This is a genomic window from Streptomyces sp. SD31, from assembly GCF_052068475.1.
Lineage (GTDB): Bacteria > Actinomycetota > Actinomycetes > Streptomycetales > Streptomycetaceae > Streptomyces.
Genome location: NZ_JBQHCX010000001.1, coordinates 56,602 through 82,053, shown reverse-complemented (window position 1 = coordinate 82,053; position 25,452 = coordinate 56,602). Strand labels below are relative to the sequence as shown.

General features: G+C 68.5%; 16 protein-coding genes, 5 tRNA genes and 2 pseudogenes. 11 read left to right on the top strand and 12 right to left on the bottom strand.

Annotation, left to right across the window (positions count from 1 at the left end; all coding sequences use genetic code 11):
- Positions 1-16: 16 nt before the first annotated feature.
- A complete protein-coding gene (purM, locus tag ACTMVF_RS00345) occupies positions 17-1,084 on the top strand; it encodes a phosphoribosylformylglycinamidine cyclo-ligase (protein WP_441268928.1) in 1,068 nt (355 codons plus the stop codon).
- A gap of 85 nt (positions 1,085-1,169) precedes the next feature.
- On the opposite strand, the gene ACTMVF_RS00340 is transcribed toward purM, so the two are convergent.
- Both ACTMVF_RS00340 and ACTMVF_RS00335 read right to left on the bottom strand, forming a co-directional pair.
- Entirely contained in the window at positions 1,170-1,421 is a 252-nt protein-coding gene (locus ACTMVF_RS00340) for a DUF3073 domain-containing protein (protein ID WP_301999475.1), read from the bottom strand.
- Between the two features lie 314 nt (positions 1,422-1,735).
- On the bottom strand, positions 1,736-2,821 hold the full coding sequence (locus ACTMVF_RS00335) for a Leu/Phe/Val dehydrogenase (protein ID WP_441268927.1): 1,086 nt from the start codon (positions 2,819-2,821) through the stop codon (positions 1,736-1,738).
- A gap of 221 nt (positions 2,822-3,042) precedes the next feature.
- Here ACTMVF_RS00335 and ACTMVF_RS00330 point away from each other — a divergent pair, with 221 nt between their 5' ends.
- Positions 3,043-3,885, top strand: a complete 843-nt coding sequence (locus ACTMVF_RS00330) for a hypothetical protein (protein WP_441268926.1) — start codon at positions 3,043-3,045, stop codon at positions 3,883-3,885.
- A 553-nt stretch (positions 3,886-4,438) separates the two neighbouring features.
- Positions 4,439-4,645 (top strand): developmental transcriptional regulator BldC, encoded by a 207-nt coding sequence (gene bldC, locus ACTMVF_RS00325; protein ID WP_003949541.1) that lies wholly within the window; start codon positions 4,439-4,441, stop codon positions 4,643-4,645.
- Between the two features lie 495 nt (positions 4,646-5,140).
- Here bldC and ACTMVF_RS00320 read toward each other — a convergent pair whose 3' ends face one another.
- The 8 genes from ACTMVF_RS00320 to ACTMVF_RS00285 all read right to left on the bottom strand — a co-directional run bounded on the left by ACTMVF_RS00320 (position 5,141) and on the right by ACTMVF_RS00285 (position 13,628).
- Positions 5,141-5,335: a DUF6274 family protein gene (locus ACTMVF_RS00320; RefSeq protein ID WP_441268925.1), complete on the bottom strand. Its 195-nt coding sequence runs from the start codon at positions 5,333-5,335 to the stop codon at positions 5,141-5,143.
- Between the two features lie 465 nt (positions 5,336-5,800).
- Positions 5,801-5,875, bottom strand: a tRNA-Asp gene (locus ACTMVF_RS00315).
- A 94-nt stretch (positions 5,876-5,969) separates the two neighbouring features.
- Positions 5,970-9,914, bottom strand: a complete 3,945-nt coding sequence (gene hrpA, locus ACTMVF_RS00310; protein WP_441268924.1) for an ATP-dependent RNA helicase HrpA — start codon at positions 9,912-9,914, stop codon at positions 5,970-5,972.
- 79 nt (positions 9,915-9,993) lie between these two features.
- Positions 9,994-11,622 carry a hypothetical protein gene (locus ACTMVF_RS00305; protein WP_441268923.1) on the bottom strand — a complete coding sequence of 543 codons (1,629 nt, stop codon included), beginning with the start codon at positions 11,620-11,622 and terminating at the stop codon, positions 9,994-9,996.
- A gap of 69 nt (positions 11,623-11,691) precedes the next feature.
- A tRNA-Phe gene (locus ACTMVF_RS00300) sits at positions 11,692-11,765 on the bottom strand.
- A gap of 23 nt (positions 11,766-11,788) precedes the next feature.
- Positions 11,789-11,863 (bottom strand) — tRNA-Asp (locus tag ACTMVF_RS00295).
- Positions 11,864-11,900: 37 nt separating this feature from the next.
- Positions 11,901-11,973, bottom strand: a tRNA-Glu gene (locus ACTMVF_RS00290).
- Between the two features lie 80 nt (positions 11,974-12,053).
- Entirely contained in the window at positions 12,054-13,628 is a 1,575-nt protein-coding gene (locus ACTMVF_RS00285) for a metallophosphoesterase family protein (RefSeq protein WP_441268922.1), read from the bottom strand.
- Between the two features lie 97 nt (positions 13,629-13,725).
- On the opposite strand from ACTMVF_RS00285, the gene ACTMVF_RS00280 reads away from it, so the two are divergent.
- The 6 genes from ACTMVF_RS00280 (at position 13,726) to ACTMVF_RS00255 (ending at position 19,993) form a co-directional block, all read left to right on the top strand.
- A complete protein-coding gene (locus tag ACTMVF_RS00280; protein WP_062714520.1) occupies positions 13,726-14,076 on the top strand; it encodes a metallopeptidase family protein in 351 nt (116 codons plus the stop codon).
- A gap of 109 nt (positions 14,077-14,185) precedes the next feature.
- Entirely contained in the window at positions 14,186-14,725 is a 540-nt protein-coding gene (locus tag ACTMVF_RS00275; RefSeq protein ID WP_441268921.1) for a hypothetical protein, read from the top strand.
- 253 nt (positions 14,726-14,978) lie between these two features.
- Positions 14,979-17,144 carry a DEAD/DEAH box helicase gene (locus tag ACTMVF_RS00270; RefSeq protein WP_441268920.1) on the top strand — a complete coding sequence of 722 codons (2,166 nt, stop codon included), beginning with the start codon at positions 14,979-14,981 and terminating at the stop codon, positions 17,142-17,144.
- Between the two features lie 100 nt (positions 17,145-17,244).
- On the top strand, positions 17,245-18,780 hold the full coding sequence (locus ACTMVF_RS00265) for an amino acid permease (RefSeq protein ID WP_441268919.1): 1,536 nt from the start codon (positions 17,245-17,247) through the stop codon (positions 18,778-18,780).
- Positions 18,781-18,921: 141 nt separating this feature from the next.
- Positions 18,922-18,994: transfer RNA gene (locus ACTMVF_RS00260), tRNA-Lys, on the top strand.
- Positions 18,995-19,423: 429 nt separating this feature from the next.
- The gene (locus tag ACTMVF_RS00255; RefSeq protein ID WP_441268918.1) at positions 19,424-19,993 is read left to right on the top strand and encodes a hypothetical protein; all 570 of its coding nucleotides are present in this window, start codon (positions 19,424-19,426) and stop codon (positions 19,991-19,993) included.
- 996 nt (positions 19,994-20,989) lie between these two features.
- Here the strand turns inward: ACTMVF_RS00255 and ACTMVF_RS00250 are convergent.
- A pseudogene (locus ACTMVF_RS00250) lies at positions 20,990-22,542 on the bottom strand (site-specific integrase).
- Positions 22,539-23,228 (bottom strand): helix-turn-helix domain-containing protein, encoded by a 690-nt coding sequence (locus ACTMVF_RS00245; protein WP_441268917.1) that lies wholly within the window; start codon positions 23,226-23,228, stop codon positions 22,539-22,541. The pseudogene ACTMVF_RS00250 and the gene ACTMVF_RS00245 overlap by 4 nt, the downstream one beginning before the upstream one ends.
- Before the next feature lie 94 nt (positions 23,229-23,322).
- Between ACTMVF_RS00245 and ACTMVF_RS00240 the strand changes: the two genes are divergently transcribed.
- Both ACTMVF_RS00240 and ACTMVF_RS00235 read left to right on the top strand, forming a co-directional pair.
- Positions 23,323-23,553, top strand: coding sequence for a hypothetical protein (locus ACTMVF_RS00240; RefSeq protein ID WP_164434391.1), 231 nt, complete (start codon positions 23,323-23,325; stop codon positions 23,551-23,553).
- A 232-nt stretch (positions 23,554-23,785) separates the two neighbouring features.
- A pseudogene (locus ACTMVF_RS00235) lies at positions 23,786-25,094 on the top strand (DUF3631 domain-containing protein).
- Positions 25,095-25,452: the final 358 nt, after the last annotated feature.

Below are 25,452 nucleotides of genomic sequence, written 5' to 3'. Positions count from 1 at the left end.
AAGGTTCTCTACTGCCATGTCTGAGACAACTGGTGCCAGCTACGCAGCCGCGGGCGTCGACATCGAAGCGGGCGACCGCGCCGTCGAGCTGATGAAGGAGTGGGTGAAGAAGAGCCAGCGCCCCGAGGTCCTCGGCGGCCTCGGCGGTTTCGCCGGCCTCTTCGACGCCTCCGCCCTCAAGCGCTACGAGCGCCCCCTGCTCGCCTCCGCCACCGACGGTGTCGGGACCAAGGTCGACGTCGCCCGCCAGATGGGCGTCTACGACACCATCGGCCACGACCTGGTCGCCATGGTCATGGACGACATCGTGGTGTGCGGCGCCGAGCCGCTGTTCATGACCGACTACATCTGCGTCGGCAAGGTCCACCCCGAGCGCGTCGCCGCCATCGTCAAGGGCATCGCCGAGGGCTGTGTGCTCGCCGGCTGCGCCCTGGTGGGCGGCGAGACGGCCGAGCACCCCGGTCTGCTGGGCGAGGACGACTTCGACGTCGCCGGCGCCGGTACGGGCGTCGTGGAGGCCGATCGGCTGCTGGGCCCGGATCGCATCCGTAAGGGTGACGCGGTGATCGCCATGGCGGCGTCCGGTCTTCACTCGAACGGGTACTCGCTCGTCCGGCACGTCCTGCTGAACCAGGCCGGTCTGGCCCTGGACGCACAGATCGACGACCTCGGCCGCACCCTCGGCGAGGAGCTGCTGGAGCCGACGAAGATCTACTCGCTGGACTGCCTGGCCCTCACTCGCACCGCCGACGTGCACGCCTTCAGCCACGTCACGGGAGGCGGTCTGGCCGCCAACCTGGCCCGGGTGATCCCGGACACCCTGCACGCGATCGTCGACCGCACCACCTGGACCCCGGCCCCGATCTTCGACCTCGTCGGCAAGACGGGTCAGGTCGAGCGCCTGGAGCTGGAGAAGACCCTGAACATGGGCGTCGGCATGATCGCGATCGTGCCCGAGGAGTCCGCGGACGTGGCCCTGGCGACACTGGCCGACCGAGGCGTGGACGCCTGGGTCGCGGGCGAGATCACGGACAGGGGCGACCACGAGACGGGCGCCGCCCTCGTCGGTACGTACTCAAATTAAGCCCGCCGCCGGCTGATCCCCTGCAGGCAGCACAGAACCCGGTCGGTGACCGAGGTCACCGACCGGGTGAGTGCTCAATGCAAAGTCAAGCGCCGCGACGCTGCTCCGAGGGGTCCTCGTCCTGATCGTCGTCGTCGTCCTCATAGAGGTCGGCGTACTTCGAGTACAGGTCGTCGTCGTCCTGCTCATCGTCCTCGAAACGATCGCCGTTCGGCGACTGGTTCGACGTCGATGCGCCCAGCTCCTCGGCCAGGCGTGAGAGGTCTGTCCCACCGCTGTTGTACTTCAGCTGGCGGGCGACCTTCGTCTGCTTGGCCTTGGCCCGGCCGCGCCCCATGGCTCGACCCCCTCAACGACGGGGCTCGACGGCCCCAGAGTCTGACACGCGTTCATGATCCGGAACGGACTCTCCGTGGAGAGGCCGGTCCGTAGGGCTTCCACGGTACCTGAGCCCGCGCCCATACGGTACGTCGCCCGCAGCACAGGCGTGTGCACAGGACCTTCGAGGCGCCCTGTCCTCGCTGGTCAACCGCGATTTTAACCACTTATTGGCGGTCGACCCGCCGGTAAGAGTGAGAGTTCTCTCCAACTGCCCACCGGCGGGTACCGGGCAAACCCGTGTTAACGGCTTCGGCCGGCCTGCCGGACGGCTCAGTGCGCTCCGCGTGCCTCCGCCATCCGCTGCTCGGCGATCCGGTCGGCCGCGGCGGCCGGCGGAATCCCGTCCGTCTTCGCACGTGCGAATATGGCCAGCGTGGTGTCGTAGATCTTCGCCGCCTTCGCCTTGCACCGCTCGAAGTCGAAGCCGTGCAGCTCGTCGGCGACCTGGATGACACCGCCGGCGTTCACCACGTAGTCGGGCGCGTAGAGGATCCCGCGGTCGGCGATGTCCTTCTCCACGCCCGGGTGGGCGAGCTGGTTGTTGGCCGCGCCGCACACCACCTGGGCGGTCAGCACCGGCACGGTGTCGTCGTTCAGGGCGCCGCCGAGCGCGCAGGGGGCGTAGATGTCCAGGCCGTCGATGCGGATCAGCGTGTCGGTGTCCGGGACGGCAAGGACGTTGCGGTGCCGCTCGGTGATCTGCCGCACGACCTCCTCGCGCACATCGGTGACGAAGACCTCGGCGCCCTCCGCGACCAGGTGCTCGACCAGATGGTGACCGACCTTGCCGACGCCTGCGATGCCGATCCGCTTGGCGCGCAGCGACGGATCGCCCCACAGGTGCTGGGCGGAGGCCCGCATGCCCTGGTAGACGCCGAAGGCGGTGAGCACGGAGGAGTCGCCCGCGCCGCCGTTCTGCGGGGAGCGTCCGGTCGTCCAGCGGCACTCGCGCGCCACGACGTCCATGTCGGCGACGTACGTACCGACGTCGCACGCGGTGACGTACCGACCGCCCAGCGAAGCCACGAACCGGCCGTAGGCCAGCAGCAGCTCTTCGCTCTTGATCCGGTCCGGGTCGCCGATGATCACGGCTTTGCCGCCGCCGTGGTCGAGACCGGCCATGGCGTTCTTGTACGACATCCCGCGCGCGAGGTTCAGCGCGTCGGCGACGGCCTCTTCCTCGGTCGCGTACGGGTAGAAGCGCGTACCGCCGAGGGCGGGGCCCAGAGCGGTGGAGTGGATGGCGATGACGGCCTTGAGGCCGCTGGCGCGGTCCTGGCAGAGCACTACTTGCTCATGACCCCCCTGATCCGAGTGGAACAGGGTGTGCAGGACGCCGTGTGTTACGTCGGTCACTGTGGTGACTCCTGAGTACTGGCGGCGGTTTGGAGCGAGCTCCCGTACGGGTGGCGGGGGCTGTGAGCATGAGATTAGCCCCGTCGGCACCCGTCCATCCCGCAGTGCTCAGGATCACCTACTCGCGGAGTACAGCCGTGCGACGATTTGCATAGTTTTCCCGCACGTTTGTGAGCGGGTTTCGCAGGTTTTCCAGGCAGACCGCGGGGGAGAGAGCAGGCGTGCCCAAGGTGTCCTCGGTGATCGTCCCGTACGCGACCTATCTGCGCGTCTACGAGCCGCTGGCCGCCTTCCCGGAGCCGGAGCGCGGCCACTGGGACCGTTACGCCCGCCGCCCCGACCGGCCCTCGTACCAGGACGAACTGCGCCGCTCCCTGGCCGACTTGCTGCCCACCCCGCCGATCCCCGTGCCGGTGCACGAGAGCAGCGACGCCTTCGTGCTGGAGGTCGACGGGGTGGTGTGCGTGTGCCCGTGGCGCACCCGGCTGCGCGGCTGGCAGGCGCTCGGGGAGCTGGCCGAGGAGTTGCCGAAGCCGGTCCTGGACGCGGCGCTGCCGGAGGTCGTACGCCGCCAGACGGCCCAGGACTACGAGCGCTGGCTGGCCCGCAACCCGGACGCCCGGCCGTGGATCCGCAGCTCGGCCTGGCAGGTGCCGCTGCACTGGTTCGTGCTGGTGTCGGACGAGGAGCGGCGCTTCGACAAGGGCTCGGGCGAGATCCCGCCGATGCTGCGCTACCGCACGCCCATGGTGCAGGCGCGGCGGCGCGTGGCGCGGGCCCTCAGGACGCTCAAGGACGCCATCGACGAGGGACCGCTCATCGACGGCCTGGTGGACGTCGGGCGCTGGCTGGAGGAGTTCCACCCGCGCTCGCTGGTCGAGCTGGACTACGGCGGCCTGGTGCACACCCTTCCGGCCGGCGAGCTGGAGGACGACCACTCGGCGGCCGATGTGGCCGACGGCATCGAGGCGCTGCGGCACGGCGACGGGGCCGCCGCGGGGGAGGCCTACGGGCGGCTCGTGGAGAGGTGGCGGGCGGTGCGGGACCGGCGGTCGGCGAACTGAGCCGGTCCGGTGTGACCTGGCCCACTCGGTCAGGTAACGAACTGGCGTTTGACGGGGCGCCCGATTTGGGGTTTCGTGCTCGCTCTGGGTTCTTGATGCCTCGTCAACATCGGACGTAGGTCCCGATCCGGGCGTATGCATCAAGGGTGTGTCAACGCACGCAAGCGTGACGGACCGCACGTACGCGGCCCTTGCATCCCTAACCCCTCCTCGTGCCAAAATAGGACAAGGAGTCCGGGGAGGACTCCATCTCGACATTGCACGCTTTGGGGGGTCTTGGGACTCCTGCACGCCACTGTGACTGATCGTCACAGTGGCGTGACTGTCCGCTATGGCATGGTCCATCGGCATCCGTCGCTGATGAACACCTGGGAGGGCAATTCCATCGGTTTGGCCGACGCGGCTGGACAGATGGTGTAGTTGTAGTGCCGAGGACAAGCCGTTCGTCCTATAACCGACTCGACTCGCGTCCGCCATTTCGGGCAACGCGGGTCAAGGTGCAGAATTTAGAGGAAAGAACCGAGAAGGTTCGGTTCTCCCGAGGAGGCCGCTCATGACCGCTCGCACCCCTGATGCCGAGCCGCTGCTGACCCCGGCTGAGGTCGCCACGATGTTCCGCGTCGACCCCAAGACGGTCACGCGGTGGGCGAAGGCCGGGAAGCTTACGTCCATCCGCACGCTCGGCGGACACCGCCGTTACCGCGAGGCTGAGGTCCGCGCTCTGCTCGCGGGGATCCCGCAGCAGCGCAGCGAGGCCTGAACAACTGCATAAACGGGCAAAACGGCGGTTCCCCCAACTTGCCGTGGCGCCCGAACTCTAGCTCCAAGCGACGCGGGTTCTGCCCCAACAGAGCCCACGCCCGAGCCGATCAGAGCTTCGCAGGCACGTAACAAGGGTGCGTCGTAGATCGCGCTGGACTCCGCCGGGTCCAGCGCGATCTTTTTTGTGTGCGCAGCGTGTGCCCGCGGTGGTCCTGTGGGCGGGCGTGTCGGAGTCTGGGGAGGGGTGTCGTATCTCCTGTGGACTCGCCGTGGGGGGTCGCTCGGCGTGTGCGGGGCGATCCCCGGAAGCTGGTGCAATTGCACATATTAAATTGACCAGTTGTAGGTGAGGTGTAAGTACCGCACTTCCGGAAACTCATGCGGTGACACCCGTCACATGCCGAGGTGCTTGTTGCCTCTGGACCATGTGCGCTAAAGGGAGGCGCAAGCTCCAGCGCCCCACGGCCGCACGGGAGTTGACGTCCCGGGGCGGTCACGTGGTGGAAGCGGTTTCGTCCTCGCTGACCACGCGCGGAGCCGTCTGGGGGGTGCGCGGGGTGGAGTCCATCGCCAGCCGCAGCAGGCGGTGGCAGATCGGGCAGTGGCGGGTCAGATGCCGGTAGGACGAGGCGGCCGACAGGTGCGCGCGGAGCAACGCCCGCGTTTCGTGCCTAGCCGATGCCGGCATACGCCACCTCCAGGGGCCACAGGGGGAAAGTGCCCTGACTTCTGGGTACCGAGCGAATGTGACTCCGTCAAGGTGGGCCGGCACTCCGTTGGGGGCGCCGCGTTGTGTGCGCCCGGTGCTGTGGGGGCGCCCGGCGCTGTGGTTGCCGTCCCCTGAGGGCTGCCGTCCCCTGGGGGCGCTGCCACCCCCAGACCCCCGCTTCGGCCCTGAACGGGCCTCGTCCTCAAACTCCCCCGGAGGGGGCACCCTCAGACGGGCCGAAATGCCTGGGCCGGCGTCGAGAGGGCCTGCCCGCGGAGATGAGTAAGGCCCGTACCCCTTGCGGGATACGGGCCTCTCACTGCGGTCCTGACGGGATTTGCTGCGTCTGATTGCGGCTGCGCCGCGGGCGCGGCCTCCGACTTGGCGGGGGGTATGAGTGAGGCCCGCGCCCCTTGTCGGGATGCGGGCCTCTCACTCTCACTGCGGTCCTGACGGGATTTGAACCCGCGGCCTCCACCTTGACAGGGTGGCGAGCACTCCAAACTGCTCCACAGGACCAGATTTCGCTGCGCTATTTGTGCGTTGCGCTGCGAGAAGAGACTCTACAGGAGGGCGAGCCTCCTGGTCGAACTCACCCAACGTGCATGCCTGGTTACGGCGCCAGCGCGTCGATCGTCTTCACGATCCGCTTGTCGGAGATCGGATACGCCGTACCGAGCGCGTGGGCGAAATAGCTGACGCGGAGCTCCTCCAGCATCCAGCGGACGTCCAGCACCTGCTGCGGGACCGGGCGCCCCTGCGGCATCTGCTCCAGAAGCCAGGCGTACTCGTCCTGCATCTCGTGGACCTTCTCCATGCGCGTCGTGTCGCGCTGGACGTTCGTCGGCATCTGCTGCAGCCGACGGTCCACCGCGATCAGATACCGCACGAGATCCGGCATGCGCCGCAGCCCCGCCTCCGTCACGAAGCCGGGCTTCACAAGGGCGTCCAGCTGCTTACGGACGTCCGTGAGGTTGGCCAGCAGGGCAGGGCTCCGTACGGCCTTCAGGCGGCGCTCAGCGGCCTGCCAGGCGGCGAGGACCTGCTGCACCTGGGCGACCGTGCGCACCGTCGTGTCGACGATCTCGGCGCGCACCTTGTCGTACAGCTTGCGGTGTGACTCCTCGTCCCACGCCGGCCCGCCGAAGTCGCCGATCAGCTTGTCCGCTGCCGCCATCGCGCAGTCGTCGAAGAGGGCCTGGATCGAGCCGTGCGGGTTCGCCGACAGCGCCAGCTTCTGCGCGTTCGTCAGGCGGTCGCTCGCGAACTTCGCCGGGTTCACCGGGATGTTGCGGAGGATGAGCCGGCGCGTGCCCTTCCACATCGCCTGCTGCTGCTCCGCCTCCGTGTCGAAGAGGTGTACGGAGACCAGGTCACCGTCGTCCACCAGCGCCGGGTACGCCTTGACCGGCTGGCCGGCGCGGCGGGTCTCGAAGACGCGGGTGAGCGAGCCGATGGACCAGTCGGTCAGGCCCTGGCGTTCCAGCGACTCGCCGCCCTGACGGGAGGCCGTGGCCGCCGCGGCCTGGGAGAGGGCCTTGCGCGCCTTGGGCTTCAGCCGCAGCTTCAGCGCCTCCAGGTCCTTGTCCTCCGCCAGCTTGCGGCGGCGTTCGTCGATGATCCGGAAGGTGATACGGAGGTGGTCCGGGACCTTCGGCCAGTCGAAGTCGTCGGCGGTGAAGGGGACCCCGACCATGCGCTTCAGTTCGCGCGCCATGGTCACCGTCAGCGGCTCCTGCAACGGCACCGCCGCGTCCAGGAACCGTTTCGCGAAGTTCGGCGCCGGCACGTAGTTGCGGCGGATCGGCTTGGGGAGCGAGCGGATCAGTTCCGTCACCAACTCCTCGCGCAGGCCCGGGATCTGCCAGTCGAAGCCCTCGTCCGTGACCTGGTTGAGGACCTGGAGCGGGATATGGACCGTCACGCCGTCCGCGTCCGCGCCCGGCTCGAACTGGTACGTCATCCGGAACTTCAGCGCACCCTGCCGCCAGGTGTCCGGATAGTCCGCCTTGGTGACCGCCTCGGCCGACTCCCGGATGAGCATCTCGCGCTCGAAGTCCAGGAAGTCCGGCTGCTCGTGCCGCTTGCGCTTCCACCAGGAGTCGAAGTGGGCCCCGGAGACCACGTGCTCCGGGACCTTCTCGTCGTAGAAGTCGAACAGCGTCTCGTCGTCGACGACGATGTCCCGGCGCCGCGCCCGGTGCTCCAACTCCTCGACCTCGCTGAGGAGTTTGCGGTTGTCGGAGAAGAACTTGTGGTGGGTGCGCCAGTCGCCCTCGACCAGGGCGTTGCGGATGAACAGCTCGCGGCTGACCTCCGGGTCGATCCGGCCGTAGTTCACCTTGCGCTGGGCGATGATCGGGACGCCGTACAGCGTGACCTTCTCGTACGCCATCACGGCCGCCTGGTCCTTCTCCCAGTGCGGTTCGCTGTACGTCCGCTTCAGCAGGTGCTCGGCGAGCGGCTCGATCCACTCGGGCTCGATCTTCGCGTTGACGCGGGCCCAGAGGCGGGAGGTCTCGACGAGTTCGGCGGACATCACGAAGCGCGGGGGCTTCTTGAAGAGGGCCGAGCCCGGGAAGATCGCGAACTTGGCGCTGCGGGCACCGAGGTACTCGTTCTTCGCGCCCTCCTTCACGTCCTTCATCCCGATGTGGGAGAGCAGGCCGGCGAGAAGGGAGACGTGGACGCGGTCGGCGGGGGCGTCGTCCTCGTTGAGGTGGATGCCCATCTGCTTGGCGACCGTGCGCAGCTGCGTGTAGATGTCCTGCCACTCGCGGATGCGCAGGAAGTTCAGGTACTCCTGCTTGCACATGCGCCGGAAGGAGCTCGATCCCCGCTCCTTCTGCTGCTCGCGGACGTAGCGCCACAGGTTGAGGTAGGCGAGGAAATCGCTCGTCTCGTCCTTGAAGCGGGCGTGCTGCTGGTCGGCCTGGGTCTGCTTGTCGGCCGGGCGCTCGCGCGGATCCTGGATGGAGAGCGCGGCGGCTATGACCATGACCTCGCGGACACAGCCGTTCTTGTCGGCCTCCAGGACCATGCGGGCCAGGCGCGGGTCGACGGGGAGCTGGGCGAGCTTGCGGCCGCTGTCCGTGAGCCGCTTGCGTACGTCCTTCTGCGTCGGGTCCAGCGCGCCGAGCTCCTGCAGGAGCTGGACGCCGTCGCGGATGTTGCGGTGGTCCGGCGGGTCGATGAAGGGGAACTTCTCGATGTCGCCGAGGCCGGCCGCGGTCATCTGCAGGATGACGGAGGCGAGATTCGTACGGAGGATCTCCGCGTCCGTGAACTCCGGGCGGGCGAGGAAGTCGTCCTCGGAGTAGAGGCGGATGCAGATACCGTCCGACGTACGGCCGCAGCGGCCCTTGCGCTGGTTGGCGCTGGCCTGGGAGATCGCCTCGATGGGCAGCCGCTGGACCTTGGTGCGGTGGCTGTACCGGCTGATCCGGGCGAAGCCGGGATCGATCACGTACTTGATGCCCGGGACGGTGAGGGAGGTCTCGGCGACGTTGGTCGCCAGAACGATCCTGCGGCCGGTGTGGGGCTGGAAGACGCGGTGCTGCTCGGCGTGGGAGAGGCGGGCGTAGAGGGGAAGAACCTCGGTGAACCGGTAGTTCTTCTTGACCAGCGCGTCCGCCGTGTCCCGGATCTCCCTCTCACCCGAGAGGAAGACGAGGATGTCGCCCTTGCCCTCCCCCTGAAGCTCCTCGACCGCATCGCAGATCGCGGTGATCTGGTCGCGGTCGGTATCGTCACCGTCCTCCTCGAGGAGCGGGCGATAACGCACCTCCACCGGATACGTCCGCCCGCTGACCTCGACGATCGGGGCGTCCCGGAAGTGCCGGGAGAACCGCTCGGGGTCGATCGTCGCCGAGGTGATGACGACCTTGAGATCGGGCCGCTTCGGCAGCAGCTGTGCCAGATAGCCGAGCAGGAAGTCGATGTTGAGGGACCGCTCGTGGGCCTCGTCGATGATGATCGTGTCGTAGGCGCGCAGCTCGCGGTCGGTCTGGATCTCGGCGAGCAGGATGCCGTCGGTCATGAGCTTGATGAAGGTGGCGTCCGGGTTCACCTGGTCGGTGAAGCGGACCTTCCAGCCGACGGACTCGCCGAGTGGCGTGTCCAGCTCCTCCGCGACTCGCTCGGCGACCGTGCGGGCCGCGATACGGCGGGGCTGCGTGTGCCCGATCATGCCGCGCACGCCACGCCCGAGTTCGAGACAGATCTTCGGGATCTGCGTGGTCTTGCCGGACCCCGTCTCACCGGCGACGATCACGACCTGGTGGTCGCGGATGGCGGCCGCGATGTCGCTCTTCTTCTGGCTGACCGGCAGCTGCTCGGGGTACGTGACGGCGGGCACACGGCTGCGCCGGGTGGCGATACGCTCCTCGCCCCTGGCGATCTCCGCCTCGATCTCGGCGAGCACGGCGGCGCGCGCCTCCGGCTTACGGATCTTGCGCGCACCTTCGAGCCGCCGACCCAGTCGCTGCGCGTCGCGCAGGGAGAGCTCGGTCAGACGGGGGGCGAGGGCGCCGAGGGCGGGGGCAGGGTGCGTAGACATACGCGATCCAGGATCTCATCCCGGGGAAAGAAGGGGCGAACCCTTTTGTGCCCGCCCCCGCTCACCTCCCCCGCGCGCGTCACCGCACGTCGACGTAGTCCTCCCGGCCGCTGCCCACGAAGTGGTAGCTGTCGGGATACAGGTGGACGGGCACCCAGGTGCCGTCCTCCTTGGCCGTGAAGCCCTTGCTGAAGGAGCCGTTCGTCTTCGTGGTGACGGTGGCCATCACGTACCAGGTGGTCTTGCCCTTGGGCCGGAAGAGGATCTGCACCTTCTTGCCGCCGTACGCCTTCCAGGTCGACGCGCCGACCTTGCGCTCCTGGAGCACGCCCTTCACGGTGATCGTCCGGCCCTTGGACACCGGCTCGGGAGACGCGTTGGCGTCCGTGATCCGGGTGAGGGCACGGTTCTTGCGCAGGCTCTTGCTGACGGTGCCCTTGATGTCCTTGGTGGTGGACCCGGCGTAGCGCAGTCGCCAGTAGCCGTCCGTGTAGCCCGGCACCTTCTGGACGATGAACTGCGAGCCGAAGCCGGTCTTCACGGTCTTCTTCGTGGCCCAGCCGCTCGTGCCGTTGGCCGAGTACTGGATGTCGACGCTGACCTGGTCACTGGAGTCGCGCCCGATCAGGTCGAGGCTGCCGGTGATCTCGAGCTGCGCGTACTTGTCCTGCCGCGCCGTGAACTCCGTGAACTTCGTCGTGGCCGTCACCGCGACGGTGACGTCCGCAGTGGTGGAGCGCTGGATGAAGGGGTTGTACGGGTACGTCTTGAAGGCCACCTCGTAGACGCTCTTGCTGCCGTACGGGTACTCCGCGAAGGAGAAGCGGCCGGCCGCGTCGGTGGTCGACTCGACGGGGCCGCAGGTGGTGCAGTCCTTGTAGTCCATCTCCAGCGGGATGCCGGCGAGCGGCTTCCACTCGGTGCCGCTCTGGTACTGGAGCGTGCCGGTGACGTTGATCTTTTGGCCCGCGGTGACGTGGAAGCTGCTCTTGTCGAGGACGAACCGGGTCGGCGCGGCCTTCGGCCTGACGTCGATCCAGGGGCTGGTGGCGAAGCCGAGCTCGCCGTTGTACTGGGCGAAGGTCCAGCCGCCCGACGTCGTCTCATGGGAGGCGGAGAAGTGGCCGGCGGCGTCCGTGACGGCGGGCGTGTCCTCGTTCTCGTCGAACGTGAGGTCCACGGTGGCACCGGGAAGCGGCACCGTTTCGCGGGTGCTGGGGTCGCGGAGGACCATGTCGCCGGTGGCCGTCACCGTCTTGTGCTCGATGTCCGGCTCGGTCGGCGTGACGGAGAAGCCGGTGATGACGGGCTGCTTCCGGTAGCGCAGGGTGCCCGCGTTCTTCTGGACGGTGGTCTCGCCCGCGGTGTTCGTGGCCTCGATGTCGATCGTGTAGTCGCCGAGGGTGTCCAGGTGGATGGGCGGGGAGGCCCAGATGCCCTCCCACGAGCTGACCCAGTACTTCTGGGTGAAGTCGGTGACCGTGGCCACCGGTGTATCCGACTCGCTGCTGCCGACAGGCCGCAGCGACGCGGTGATCTTGTCGATCCCACCGCTGTAGTTGAGGCGTACGTCGAGGACCGACCAGTCGGCCTGGTCGCTGTACGCCTCCTCGACATTGGGTCCGGCGGCGTGGGCCGTGCCGGGTATGGCGAGCGTGGAGAACAGGACGGCGGCGGCCGTCACCAGTCCTCTGGTGATGCGTCTCAAGAACCCCCCTCAGGCTCTCCATGAACGACGAAAACCCCCACCGGGACCGGTGGGGGTTCTCGTACTGTGTGGCTGGGGCCGGGGTCGAACCGGCGACCTATCGCTTTTCAGGCGATCGCTCGTACCAACTGAGCTACCCAGCCGCGAGGCCTACAAGAAGCCTCAGCGGTCCTGACGGGATTTGAACCCGCGGCCTCCACCTTGACAGGGTGGCGAGCACTCCAAACTGCTCCACAGGACCAAGCGATGCGTACGACAGTGTCGCACACCGTACTGCGTGCCCCCAACGGGATTCGAACCCGTGCTACCGCCTTGAAAGGGCGGCGTCCTAGGCCGCTAGACGATGAGGGCTATCGGCCCGCCTGGGCGCTTCTCAGCGCGTCGGGGACGTGAGAAGCATATGGGATGGCGGGAGGTATCGCCAAAACGGTTTACGGGGTGGGGCTGAGGGGCGGGCTCGGGGAGTCGGTCGGTGAGTCGGTCGCGCCCGGTTGGTTCTCCTTCACCAGGTGGCGGCGAACCTCTGCCGTCGTCAGGCCCAGGCCGCCCAGTTCGATCTCGTCCCAGGCCTGGAGGCGGCGGGTGTCGCGGTCGAAGTAGAGGATCGAGGTCTGGATGGGGTCGGGGTGTTTGCCCTCGATCGCGCGCAGGCCGCTGCCGCCGGTGGAGCCTTCGACACGCAGGCGGGTGCCGAGGGGCAGGAGCTCCATCTCCTGGTGGTGGATGTGGCCGGCCAGGACCAGGGGGACCTCGCCGTCGGTCTGGCGGGCGGCGACCGGTTCGTGAGCGATGGCGACATCCACGGGGGTGCCGGCGGACTTCTGGTCGCGCAGGGACGTGGCCAGGCGGGCGCCGGCCAGTTCGTTGGCCGCGTCGCCGCCTGGGACCTTCGAGCGGTCGGGGGTGAACTGGGGGTCGCCGATGCCGGCGAAGCGCAGGCCCGCGACGGTCTGTGACCTGCCGTCGTCCAGGACGTGGACGTTCTTCAGTTTCTCCAGGTAGCGCTGGGTCACCTGGGAGTCGTGGTTGCCGCGGACCCAGACGTAGGGGGCGCCGAGGTCCTCGATGGGGTCCAGGAAGCCGTTCTCGGCGGCGGTGCCGTGGTCCATGGTGTCGCCGGAGTCGACGATCACATTGACCTTGTACTGGTCGACGAGCGAGGCGATGATCTTCCAGCTCGCCGGGTTGAGGTGGATGTCGGACACGTGCAGGACGCGGATGGTGCTCGGGTCGGGTGCGTAGGCGGGGAGCGTGGAGGTGGCGTCGTAGAGCTTGGTCACGTTGGTGACCAGGCGGGCCAACTCCTTTTGGTAGACGTCGAATTCGGTGACGATGCTGCGGGCGTTGCCCACCAGGGACGGTGCGGAGGAGAGCAGGCCCGAGAACTTCGGTTCCAGGACGGATTCGGGGTTCCAGGTGGCGTACGCCGTGCCGCCCGAGGCCGCCAGGAGGGTGAGGGCGAGGCCGCCGGCCGCCAGGGCGCGGCGGGGGCGGCGGTAGACCGCCAGGCCCAGGGCCGTGGCTCCGGAGACGACGGCCACGCAGCTGCGTACGGCCAGGTCGCGGGTGCCGTGGGCGACGTCCTGGGTGACCTCGTCCTGGAGGCCGGAGAGGCGTTCGGGGTGGTCGACGAGGGCCTGGGCGCGGGCGGGGTCCAGCTGGTCGACGTTGACGTCCAGGCGGACGGGGGCGATGTGGCTGTCCAGTTGAAGGGCGCCGAGCGGGGAGACGTTGATCTTCGTGCCGCCGGTGGCGGACGGGCGCAGCGTCATCGTCGTGTTCATGGGGCCGACCGGTACCCGTACGTTGCCGACGATCAGCAGGCCGAGCCAGGCGCCGAGGAGGACGACGGTGACCAGGCCGACGGCGCGGGTCCAGGGGTGGGGCTGGGAGACGAGTTCCGGGGTGGGGTGCGGGCGGCGGGTGGCGTAACGGCGGGCGAGGGCGCGTGGGGCCCTGGGGAGAGGGGCGAGAACCTTCCGGACTGCGGCGGGGACGCGGGCCATTGGTCCCGTATGCCCAAGTGCGGGGGTGGGTATGCGGGGCCGTTGCGGCTCCTTCCCGGATGGTTCGTGCCCGGGGTTCGTACCCGACAATGGGCCTGTGCTGGAGATGACGCGCGAGGAGTTCGAGGAACTGGTCGCCGAGGCGCTGGACCGGATTCCGCCGGAGTTGACGCGGCTGATGGACAACGTCGCGGTGTTCGTCGAGGACGAACCGCCGACGGACGATCCCGAGCTGCTCGGGTTGTACGAGGGGACTCCGTTGACCGAGCGCGGCGAGTGGTACGCCGGGGTGCTGCCGGATCGGATCACGATCTACCGAGGGCCGACGCTGCGGATGTGCGAGTCGCGGGAGGAGGTCGTCGAGGAGACCGAGGTGACGGTGGTGCACGAGATCGCGCATCACTTCGGGATCGACGACGCGCGGTTGCACGCGCTCGGGTACGGGTGAGCTCGGCTCCGAGGGGCCTGTGAACCTGTGAATGCAGGGCGCGTGTCCTCTTGTGGGCGGCGGGAGTTGGGCAGGTTGACTTCTTCGCCCGCCCCTGGAGGTGGCTCCCGTGCGCCCCTTGTACGTACCTGTCCGTCTGGCTGCCACGGTGCTGGCCGTCGCCGCCGCATCCGGCTGTATGAGCGTGGGTGACGACGGCGGAGGCGGGAGCGCGAAGCCGTCGCACTCCGCGGGGCAGCGTGGTGGTGAGGCGCCCGACGGGGGGTCGGCCGTGTCGGGTGGTGGCCCCGGGTACGGGGCGCATGTGGACGACCGCAAGCGGGAGAAGGAGAAGCGCAAGGGGAAGGGCGTCAAGGGGGCGAAGGAGTCGGCGTCTCCCTCGGCCTCGCCGTCCGCCGACATGAGCGCGTCCGCTCCCGCGGCGGACAAGCCGCCGGCCAAGCCGGGGCAGACCGAGAAGCCGGGGCCCACCCGTACGGCGGAGCCGACGCCCACCCGGACGCCGGATCCGGAGCCGACGCCGAGCCAGGAGCCGACGTCGGCCCTGCCGACACCCACGGAGGCCGAGCCGTCGTCGTCGGCGCACGAGGAGACGGGGCCGCAGCTGGCCCAGCGGGAGCCGGCGCCGACCGCGGGGGCGCCCGCGTGACGTAGGGGCGGCGGGGTCGAGAGGGGTGGGGGCAAGTGACGTTGCCTACACGGGCGACGGCCGGTTTGCCTTGGGGGGCCTGGGGTGCGTATGGTGGTAGATCGTTTGATCCCATTTGCCCGGCGCCACTGCAGAGCGCGCCGTGTGGCGCGTACTCTCCCTTGCCGTGGCTGACCGCATTGAGGCGGTCGTATTGCGAATCACGGAGTTGACGGGCGCGTGCCGACGAGACTCCGGAAGGTTTCGCATACGCATGTCCATTTCCAGTACTGATCACGTCGTCGTGCCCGAGGACGCGGAGAACGCGTCCGTCGAGGACGCTCCCGAGGTGACCTTCGCGGACCTCGGTCTCCCCGAGGGCGTCGTCCGCAAGCTCGCCCAGAACGGCGTGACCACCCCCTTCCCGATCCAGGCCGCGACCATCCCGGACGCCCTGGCCGGCAAGGACATCCTCGGCCGTGGCCGCACCGGCTCCGGCAAGACCCTCTCCTTCGGTCTGCCGACCCTGGCCACGCTCGCTGGCGGCCGCACCGAGAAGCACAAGCCGCGCGCCGTCATCCTCACCCCGACCCGTGAGCTGGCCATGCAGGTCGCCGACGCGCTTCAGCCCTACGGCGACGTCCTCGGCCTGAAGATGAAGGTCGTCTGCGGCGGTACGTCCATGGGCAACCAGATCTACGCCCTGGAGCGCGGCGTCGACATCCTCGTCGCCACCCCGGGCCGCCTGCGCGACATCATCAACCGCGGCGCCTGCTCCCTGGAGGACGTGAAGATCACCGTCCTCGACGAGGCCGACCAGATGTCCGACCTGGGCTTCCTGCCCGAGGTCACCGAACTGCTCGACCAGGTCCCGGCCGGCGGTCAGCGCATGCTTTTCTCCGCGACCATGGAGAACGAGATCAAGACCCTCGTCGACCGGTACCTCACCAACCCGGCCACGCACGAGGTCGACGCGGCGCAGGGCGCGGTGACGACCATGTCGCACCACATCCTCATCGTGAAGCCCAAGGACAAGGCGCCGGTCACCGCCGCGATCGCCTCCCGCAAGGGCCGCACCATCATCTTCGTCCGCACCCAGCTGGGCGCCGACCGTGTCGCCGAGCAGCTGCGCGACTCCGGCGTGAAGGCCGACGCGCTGCACGGCGGTATGACGCAGGGCGCGCGGACCCGGACGCTGGCCGACTTCAAGGACGGGTACGTCAATGTGCTCGTCGCGACCGATGTCGCCGCTCGCGGTATCCACGTCGACGGCATCGACCTCGTGCTGAACGTCGACCCCGCCGGTGACCACAAGGACTACCTGCACCGGGCCGGCCGTACGGCGCGTGCGGGGCGTACGGGCACGGTCGTGTCCCTCTCCCTGCCGCACCAGCGCCGTCAGATCTTCCGGCTGATGGAGGACGCGGGCGTCGACGCCGGGCGTCACATCATCCAGGGCGGTGCCGCCTTCGACCCGGAGGTCGCCGAGATCACCGGCGCCCGTTCGATGACCGAGGTGCAGGCCGAGTCCGCGGGCAACGCCGCGCAGCAGGCCGAGCGTGAGGTGGCTCAGCTCACCAAGCAGCTGGAGCGGGCGCAGCGGCGTGCCGCGGAGCTGCGTGAGGAGGCCGACCGGCTCGTGGCCCGGGTCGCGCGCGAGCGGGGCGAGGACCCCGAGGCCGCGGTCGCCGAGGCGCAGGCCGCGCAGGCTTCGGCGACGGTCGAGGCCGCCGAGGTGTCCGTGCCCGAGCAGCCGGCGGCGCAGGACGTCGACAAGTCCGAGGCTCCGGCGTACGAGCGTCGTGAGCGTCGGGACAACGACCGTGGCGGTTTCCGTCGCGACGACCGCCGTGATGACCGTCGGGACGACCGGGGTGGGCGTTCCTTCGAGCGTCGGGACAACGACCGCGGTGGGTTCAACCGTGACCGTGGCGAGCGTGGTTTCGAGCGTCGGGACAACGACCGTGGCGGCTTCCGTCGTGATGACCGTCGGGACGACCGGGGCGGGCGTTCCTTCGAGCGTCGGGACAACGACCGCGGTGGGTTCAACCGTGACCGTGGCGAGCGTGGTTTCGAGCGTCGGGACAACGACCGTGGCGGCTTCCGTCGCGACGACCGTCGGGACGACCGGGGTGGCCGTTCCTTCGAGCGTCGGGACGACCGTGGTGGCCGTCCCTTCGAGCGCCGCGACGACCGTGGTGGGTTCCGTCGGGACGACCGGCCGGCCGGGCGTTCCTTCGAGCGTCGGGACGAGCGCGGTGGGCACCGTGGCAGCGACCGCCCCTTCAACCGTGACCGCCGCGACGACCGCCCGGGCTTCCGCTCCGGCGGCCACGACCGGCCCAGCCACGACCGGCCGTACGGCCGCCGTGACGACCACCGCGGCGGCGGCTCCTTCGGGCGCCGCGAGGACAAGCCGCGCTGGAAGCGCAACGGCTGACACCGAGTGAGCTGAGAGGGCCCGTACGACGAAGTCGTACGGGCCCTTTTCAGTCACCTGTGACGCATGTCACGACGCTCGGGCGGGAATTGCTGGGGGCATGACAGATGACGCGATAGCGAGTGGGCTGTCGGACGAGGAACGGCTTGCCCAGCTCGGTTACACCCAGGTCCTCGCCCGCCGTATGTCGGCGTTCTCCAACTACGCCGTCTCCTTCACGATCATCTCCGTCCTGTCGGGCTGCCTGACCCTCTACCTCTTCGGCATGAACACGGGCGGCCCCGCCGTGATCATGTGGGGCTGGGCGGCCGTGGGCCTGATGACCCTCTTCGTCGGCCTGTCGATGGCCGAGATCTGCTCGGCGTACCCGACGTCGGCGGGTCTGTACTTCTGGGCGCACCGGCTGGCGCCGCCGCGTACGGCCGCCGTCTGGGCGTGGTTCACGGGCTGGTTCAACGTGCTGGGCCAGGTGGCGGTGACGGCGGGCATCGACTTCGGGGCCGCGTCCTTCCTGGGCGCGTATCTGAACCTGCAGTTCGGCTTCGAGGTGACACCGGGCCGGACGATCCTGCTCTTCGCCGGCATCCTGGTGCTGCACGGCCTCCTCAACACCTTCGGGGTGCGGATCGTCGCCCTGCTCAACAGCATCAGCGTGTGGTGGCACGTGCTGGGCGTCGCGGTGATCGTCGGCGCGCTGGCCTTCGTACCGGACCGGCATCAGTCCGCTTCCTTCGTGTTCGGCGAGTTCGTGAACAACACCGGCTGGGGGAGCGGGGTGTACGTGGTACTGCTGGGTCTGCTGATGGCCCAGTACACCTTCACCGGGTACGACGCCTCGGCCCATATGACGGAGGAGACGCACGACGCGTCGACGGCGGGCCCGAAGGGCATCGTGCGGTCGATCTGGACGTCATGGATCGCGGGATTCGTCCTCCTCCTGGGCTTCACCTTCGCCATCCAGTCGTACGAGGGTGCGCTGGCGTCCCCGACGGGCGCGCCGCCCGCGCAGATCCTGCTCGACGCGCTCGGGGCGACGGCGGGCAAGCTGCTCCTGCTGGTCGTCATCGGGGCGCAGTTGTTCTGCGGGATGGCGTCCGTGACGGCCAACAGCCGCATGATCTACGCCTTTTCGCGCGACGGGGCGCTGCCCTTCTCCCACATCTGGCACACGGTCAGCCCGCGCACGCGCACGCCGGTCGCGGCGGTGTGGCTGGCGGCGGGCGGGGCGCTGCTCCTCGGGTTGCCGTATCTGATCAATGTGACGGCCTACGCGGCGGTGACCTCGATCGCGGTGATCGGCCTGTACATCGCGTACGTCATCCCGACGCTGCTGCGGCTGCGCAAGGGGGAGGCCTTCGAGCGGGGACCGTGGCATCTGGGCCGCTGGTCGGGGGCCGTGGGTGTGGTGGCGGTGGCGTGGGTCGGCGTGATCACGGTGCTGTTCATGCTGCCGCAGGTTTCCCCGGTGACCTGGGAGACCTTCAACTACGCCCCCATCGCCGTGCTCGTCGTCCTCGGCTTCGCCACGACCTGGTGGCTGGCCTCGGCCCGGCACTGGTTCCTCAACCCCGACCACGAGCGGACGATCGCCCGCGACGCGGCTCGGGCGGGGGCGCCCGAAGTGGTGGATCCGTAGGCTGAGGCCCTGTGAACCCGTGGCGCGGAGGCATGCGAGGGCTCATTCCGCCGCCGTCCGCACCCGCGACGCGGCCGTGTCCCCGATACCCGATCGGCGACACGGCCACGGGCGGCTATGCTCGGGGTGGCAACATCGCCTGGGCCCTTAGCTCAATTGGCAGAGCAGTGGACTTTTAATCCATTGGTTGTGGGTTCGAGTCCCACAGGGCCTACGGTTCGCGGGTAGGGGGAAGCCCCTCTGACCTGCGGTGCGGCGCTCGGGTCGGCTTCGGTCGGCTCGGGCGCCGCGGCGTTTTCGGGGCACTGCGTGAGCGGATGTTCGATCAGGGCCGCACGTTTGGTGATGCTGACAAGATCCCTCGCGGGCGCGTCTGCGAGGCTTCGCAGCGGCGCGGCGCCTCTCGCCCCATGCTGCGATAGCCGACGGACTGGCCGCAGCTGAAGCCAACTAGCTCATCCGTGGTTTTCTCAGCCTGCGAAGTCAGAGCAGTGGCCCACACCCTCCAACTGATCTGCCATGACGGACTGCAGTCGACTCAGCACCAAACTTCAGTGGACTACTGCGTGCGGGACAACGTAAGCCCACGCCGCTTTAGGCTTGGACACGCGCACAACGCTTAATTGCGAGAGGGCTCCTGCTGATGGCCAAAGAGATCACCGGTACTGTGACACGCTGGGACGTCTCAGCGGCAGACCTTCCCGAGATGGTGCTGACTGTCCCCACGGGCGACCGCGTGCTTCTGCTCCCCGACTCAAGCATCGACGGGATGGCTGTCTACCGGGACGATGTGGCCGGCTTGATCAAGACCCTGCGACACCGTGGCGTGGACATCGACTTCGCATGCGCGCGAGAAGACCGCCGCTATCTCAGTGAGTACGGGGCCACCGCGGTGGTGGCCACCATTGGCATCGCTGTCGCCACCACGCTCACCACCGATCTGGTCAAGAGCATCGTTCTGACTGCCTGGCAGCGGGCACGCTCCTCACTGGGGCCCAACTGCCCTGATGAGGAGGTCGACGAAGCGCATGTGACGGTCAAGATCGCTGAGATCGTCCGGACCGAGAACGAAACGGCCATCCGAGGTCTGGAGATCACCAGCCAGCTGGCAGACATCGAGAGGCTCATCCAAGCGGCCGTGTCCGACCCGGCCCGTGCCGAGCTTCCCCCGGCAGACCCTGGCGATGCTGCTTCGGAGGACACCACCGGATGAGAGTCTCCGGCCTCGCCATTCGCACTGGGGTGCCTTTGCCCCCGGCATCAGGCCCTGTGCGCGCGGCTATGTTGCACCAGGACGGTGTAACGGCCCTGCGAGAATCCATGCGTCTGTACGGGCAGTGCTGTCGCAGCATCTCCCTCACCTGGGGACTGCCCCTGGACCACCTTCCGTCCTGGGCATCGACGACAGAGGAAATCCACCGCCGCGGACTGTGGACGATGAGCGCACAACGGGACTTCCTTATCCGCGTGTGGTCGCAGGCCCGACGCCGACTTCGAGCCAACATCGCAGCATTCACCTCGCCGTCTCCGTGGTCTATCGGTCCACCCACCTCCGACCGGTGGAGCCACCGCCAGTACATGGCGATGGCGCGTTTGCTGCACACACCGCACGACACGCGCCAGCCAACCGATCCGTGGCAGGACCTGGAAGCGGCGGCACGCACCTCTCTGGGCCGTGCCGTCGACGCCTACAACTTCCTAGAGGACAGCGAGCTTTCCGAATTCGCCCACCGACACGCTCACCACGTCGCAGCTCTCGTAGGAGGGCTCTTCGACTGCAACATCGAGTACTCCGACGGCACCTACTGGGACGTCTGCCGCCTCACGCTTATGCACAGAAGATGGGGCATGTCTGTCGGCTTCACCGCGACTCGAAATTGCTCCTTGTGCGGGCAGGACATTGATTACTGCCCGCACCTGCTCGATACCCGATACGACGTCACCGTGCGGCATGACGCTGACGGAGCGTGCAACGTTTGCGGTTTGCGTAGCTGTTCACACACTGATGGTGAGACCGTCTCCGCCTTTCCGCGATCCGTCATGTCCGAGCTGCAGCTCCACGAAGTGAGTTGGGTGTCCCGGCCCAGAGACCCCTTGGCCCGCTTCACCAAGATTGAGTTGAGCCAGGAGGTACTCCGGCGCGGCTTGGGAGAAGACCCGACAGGGAGAGACATCTGTTGCTACCGGTGCCTTCATCCCTGCAGCGGATTTAGCCACATGCCGAACCAGGACGACGATCCTTCGCCTTAATCTTCCGCTTGCCGGCGCGGGGTACCAGCCTTACTGCGGCCTCGGCGATCTCGCGGTCCAGCTCAGGTAGCAAGCTCGTGTACGTGTCCGAGGTCAGCGTGATGGTGGAGTGCCGGAGCGTCTCCTTCACCGCGTGGATGTCGCCACCGCCTCCGTGCGTGAGCGTTGCGGCGACGTGGCGCAGGTCCCGCAGAGTGATGGGCGGCAGGTCGGTCGTGGCGAGGACGCGCCGGAAAGTCTCTGAGCCCGTTCCGGGGTGGAGCCACGAGCCGTCTTCCTTCGTGAAGACCTTGCCGGTGTCCTGCCAGGCTTCGCCCCACTTCGCGCGCTCCTTCTCTTGGCGGGCTTTGTGGTCGCGCAGTTCGGAGATGGTCGTGCTGTCGAGCGCGATCGTGTTGGCGCTGCCGTCCGTCTTGGGCTCGGATTCGTAGGGGTCCCAGCCGTCCACCACGATCTCCTTGGCGGGCGTGATGAGGCCGGCGTCGAGGTCGATCTCGTGCCAGTCCTGGCCGACCGCCTCGCCGCGACGGAGGCCGCGGGTACCCATGAGGTGGAAGATCGCGTACAGGCGGTCGCCCTCGGCTGCGTCGAGGAAGGCGCCGAACTGCTGCGGGGTCCACACCATCACTGGGCCGGGGATCTCGCCCGTCGCGCGCCAGCGTCGGACTCGTTCATCGGTCCAGAGGAGTGGCTTCGGGCGCCTGCCGGACTCCAACTCGACGTGGGCCGCTGGGTTGAAGGTGATGAGCTGCTGGGCGATCGCGGAGTTTAGGGCCGCGCGCAAGGTGCGGCGGATCGCCTGACGGGATGCCGGGCCGGTGATCTTCCGGAACGGCTTCATCTCCGCCAGTTTGGCCCGCTCAGCCGCGAGCAGCTTCCGCTCCGCTCCTATGGGGCGGCCGGGCTTACTCGGCTTGCAGCGGGCGATCTGCTCGCGGCGGGCTTCGTTCTCGGCCGCGATGACCTCGTTGTCGTCGGCGATCCCGTCGAACATCTCCACCAGGTGACCGACGTTGAGCCGGTCGAGGCGTACGTGGCCGATGCGCGGCTTCAGGTGGACGCGGATGTGGGAGGCGTAGCCGTTGAGCGTGGTCTTTTGCGGCGCTTCTTCGCGGCGAACCACTGGTCGAGCCACTCGCCGACGGTGAGGCTGCCACGGAGGGCCAGGCCCGCCCTCAGGCGGCGCCGGGTCTCCTCGATGGCGGGTAGCGGGGCCTTCTCGGCTGCGACCTCCTCCAGCAGGGCGATGAGGCGCTGGAGGCTGTCGGGGTCATCCTTGTCCGCCAGGGCGAGCAGAGCGCGGACGTGGTCGAGGTCGGCCTGAGCCGTCTTCAGGGAGTCGTAGCCGGCGCGGTTGAAGGAGCGCCGGGTGCCGTCTTCGCGGGGCGGGAGTTCCTGGCGTATGGAGTACGAGCCGTGCTTGCGGCTGGAGAGCTTGGGGCATTTCTTGCCGAGCGGCTTGCCGGTGTGTGGGTCGCGGCAGTAGCAGCGGCGGTGGGTGGAACCCTTCAAAGAGCGTTCTCCTCGGTGGGGTCGGTATCGGGCGGGTCGATATCGGCGAGCTGCGAGGGCAGGTGGGGTGGGGTACCGCCGGCTTCGCGGATGGCGTCGCGGTGGCGGCGTAGTTCGTGCTTGGCGTTGGCGGCCTGGTCGGCGTATCGGGCCAGAGCGCGCTCGGCTGCTTCCCGTTGGACGCGGTTGGCAGCCGTCCTTACCTTCCAGCGTTCGTAGTCCTCGCTTTCCACGGCAGCCAGGGCCGAGCGGAGTTCGAGGTCGTGGGCGAGGAAGTGATCGAGCATGTGGTCGGTGGCGTCTTCAGCAGGTGAGTTGCCGACGAACCACTGCAAGGCGTCCCAGGCCGATCGCGGATCCTCATAGGGGAGTTGGCGGACCTCGTCGACGTAGCCAACCGGGTAGATCAGGCTGATCGGGGACATACGCAGGGCCTTGGCGAGGACCATGACCTCGACCAAGGGGAGGACAGCGCGGCGGCCGGACTCCATGTTGGCGATCACGTTGCGGGGGATCGGGTAGCCGATCTCCTCGCACCTGTCGGCCAGATCCTGTGCGCTCCACCGCAATTCCTTCCGTCGTCTGCGGACCTCGCCGGCCACAGTGGCCATGACGTGGTCCTCCCATTCGAGGTCGTCGACCTCGGTGTCTTTCTCGTATCCATGGTCGGAACGGCGTTGTGTCATGAAGACACATTAACTTGCCTAGCGTTGATTCCGTGGCCTGGAGACGAGCGCGATCGTCGTGTTCGCCGAGGGCTCAGTCATGGATGGAGCGCGTATGCGCGAGAACGAACCCGCTGGCCGGGTGAAGGGCATGAGTCGAGAGGAGCTGCTGGAGCTTCCCGCTGCCGTTGACCTGGAGACGGGCAACCGGGCGTTGGGGCTTGGGCGGAGCAAGGGGTACGAGCTGGCGAAGCGCGGCCAGTACCCGTGCAAGGTGCTGCGGCTGGGCAACGCCTACCGGGTGGTGACCGCAGATCTGTTGGCCCTGCTGGGCTTGGCCGCATGAGAGCGGGGCGCCGTAGCAGACCGTTCTGCGCTGAGCTGACACAGAAGCGCTGGACTGTTGCCGGCCGTGGACGTACGGTCCGTGTTCCCTCGCGATGGCCTGGCGCCCGCGAGAAAGGGGTGGGCCCCGGCGGTGCAACGCCGGAGGCCCGAGCAACCCCGAACGGCCCTGGAAGAACCAACCCGGCGGCAAGGGCGTGCGAGCCCGCCACCGCCAGACGAGGAGCTGCCGAGTGCAACCCGAGGACCCCGAGCCCTATTCCGCCCCCGCGCAGGCCATCTGGCCCGCAGCGGCCATCCCCGGCCGACCCAGCGCCCACCTGCGCGCCACGCAGGCTGACGGCGCCGACCCGAGCCCCAGCGGTGATGCGGACGCCCGCAGCACCGACGAGGCGGGGACGCCGAGCGACCTCGTCGAGATACCCGACGCGGAACCGACCCACGGCTCGAAGCTGCTGGACGAACTGTGCGCACGGATAGCCCAGTTCGTGATCCCTCCCTCGCCGGAGGCGCTGGACGCGATCACCTTGTGGGTAGCGGCAACGCATCTGCAGCCCGCATGGCAGCACGCCCCTCGGCTGGCGGTGGTGGGACCGGCGAAGAGGTGCGGTAAGTCGCGTCTCCTCGACGTGCTGACCGAGACGGTGCACGAACCGATGCTCACCATCAACACCACCCCGGCGGCCATCTTCCGGTCGATCACCGAGGAGAACCCGCCCACGCTCTTGGTGGATGAGGCGGACACCATCTTCGGCCCGAAGGTCGCGGAGAAGAACGAGGAGACGCGCGGCCTGCTGAACGCCGGTCACCAGCGGGGCCGTTACGTGACCCGTGTGGTCGGCAACGACCACACCCCGCACCGCTTCGCGACTTTCGCCCTGGCGGCCATCGCGGGGATCGGCGACCTGCCCGACACGGTCATGGACCGGGCGGTCGTGATCCGCATGCGGCGCCGGGCCGAGGGCGAGAAGGTCAAGCCCTTCCGTTCTCGCCGTGACATCCCAGCCCTGCACGATCTACGCGACCGCATCGCCGCGTGGACCAAGCCTCTGATGGACGAGGCCGCGAACCTGGAGCCGGACATGCCCGTCGAGGACCGTGCCGCGGACACCTGGGAGCCCCTGGTCATCGTCGCCGACCTGGCCGGCGGGCGCTGGCCCCGGCTGGCGCGGGTCGCGTGCGCGCGGATGGTCGCCGCCGAAGCGGCGGCCGAGGAGGACCACCCCAGCGGGGCGCGGATCCTCGCCGACATCCGCCGGGTCTTCTACGCCCAGCGAGGTGGACAGCCTGTCCACCGAGGAACTCCTCCACCACCTGCGCCAGGACCCCGAGGCTCCGTGGGCCGAGTGGGGACGGGGCGGGCTCACCGCGCGTGAGCTGAGCAGGATGCTGCGCGCGTACGAGATCAAGCCCGGCAACGTGCGCATGGCCGACCGGACCCAGCGCAAGGGGTACATGCGCAACAAGTTCCTCGATGCCTGGCGCCGGTACTGCCCCACCGTCCACCCCGTCGACGCCGACACCACTCGCGGCGAGGGCTGAGCCCAGCGCCCCTGGTTGCCGTACTTGCCGTCCCTGCCGTGATCTCGCAGGTCACACGGCCTACAGACAAGACAGCAACCGGGGCCAAGACGGAAACGCGATCATCAATCGCACCCTGCCGCCAAGACGCCGCCCGTATCCGTCTTGCGCCGTCCGCCGCCGTCCTGCCGTATCGCCGCAGGTCGCAGCCCTGCCCACCGGGACGGAAGACGCAACGCCACCGTCCCGACCGGGGGCACGGCCACACCGACACCAGGCCCGCCAGGACATCCCGCGCTTGTTCCGTCTCGGAACAAGACGTCGGCAGCGCCTGCCGGGACGGAGGGCCGAGGCGGTTGCCGTACCCGCTGTGACCTGC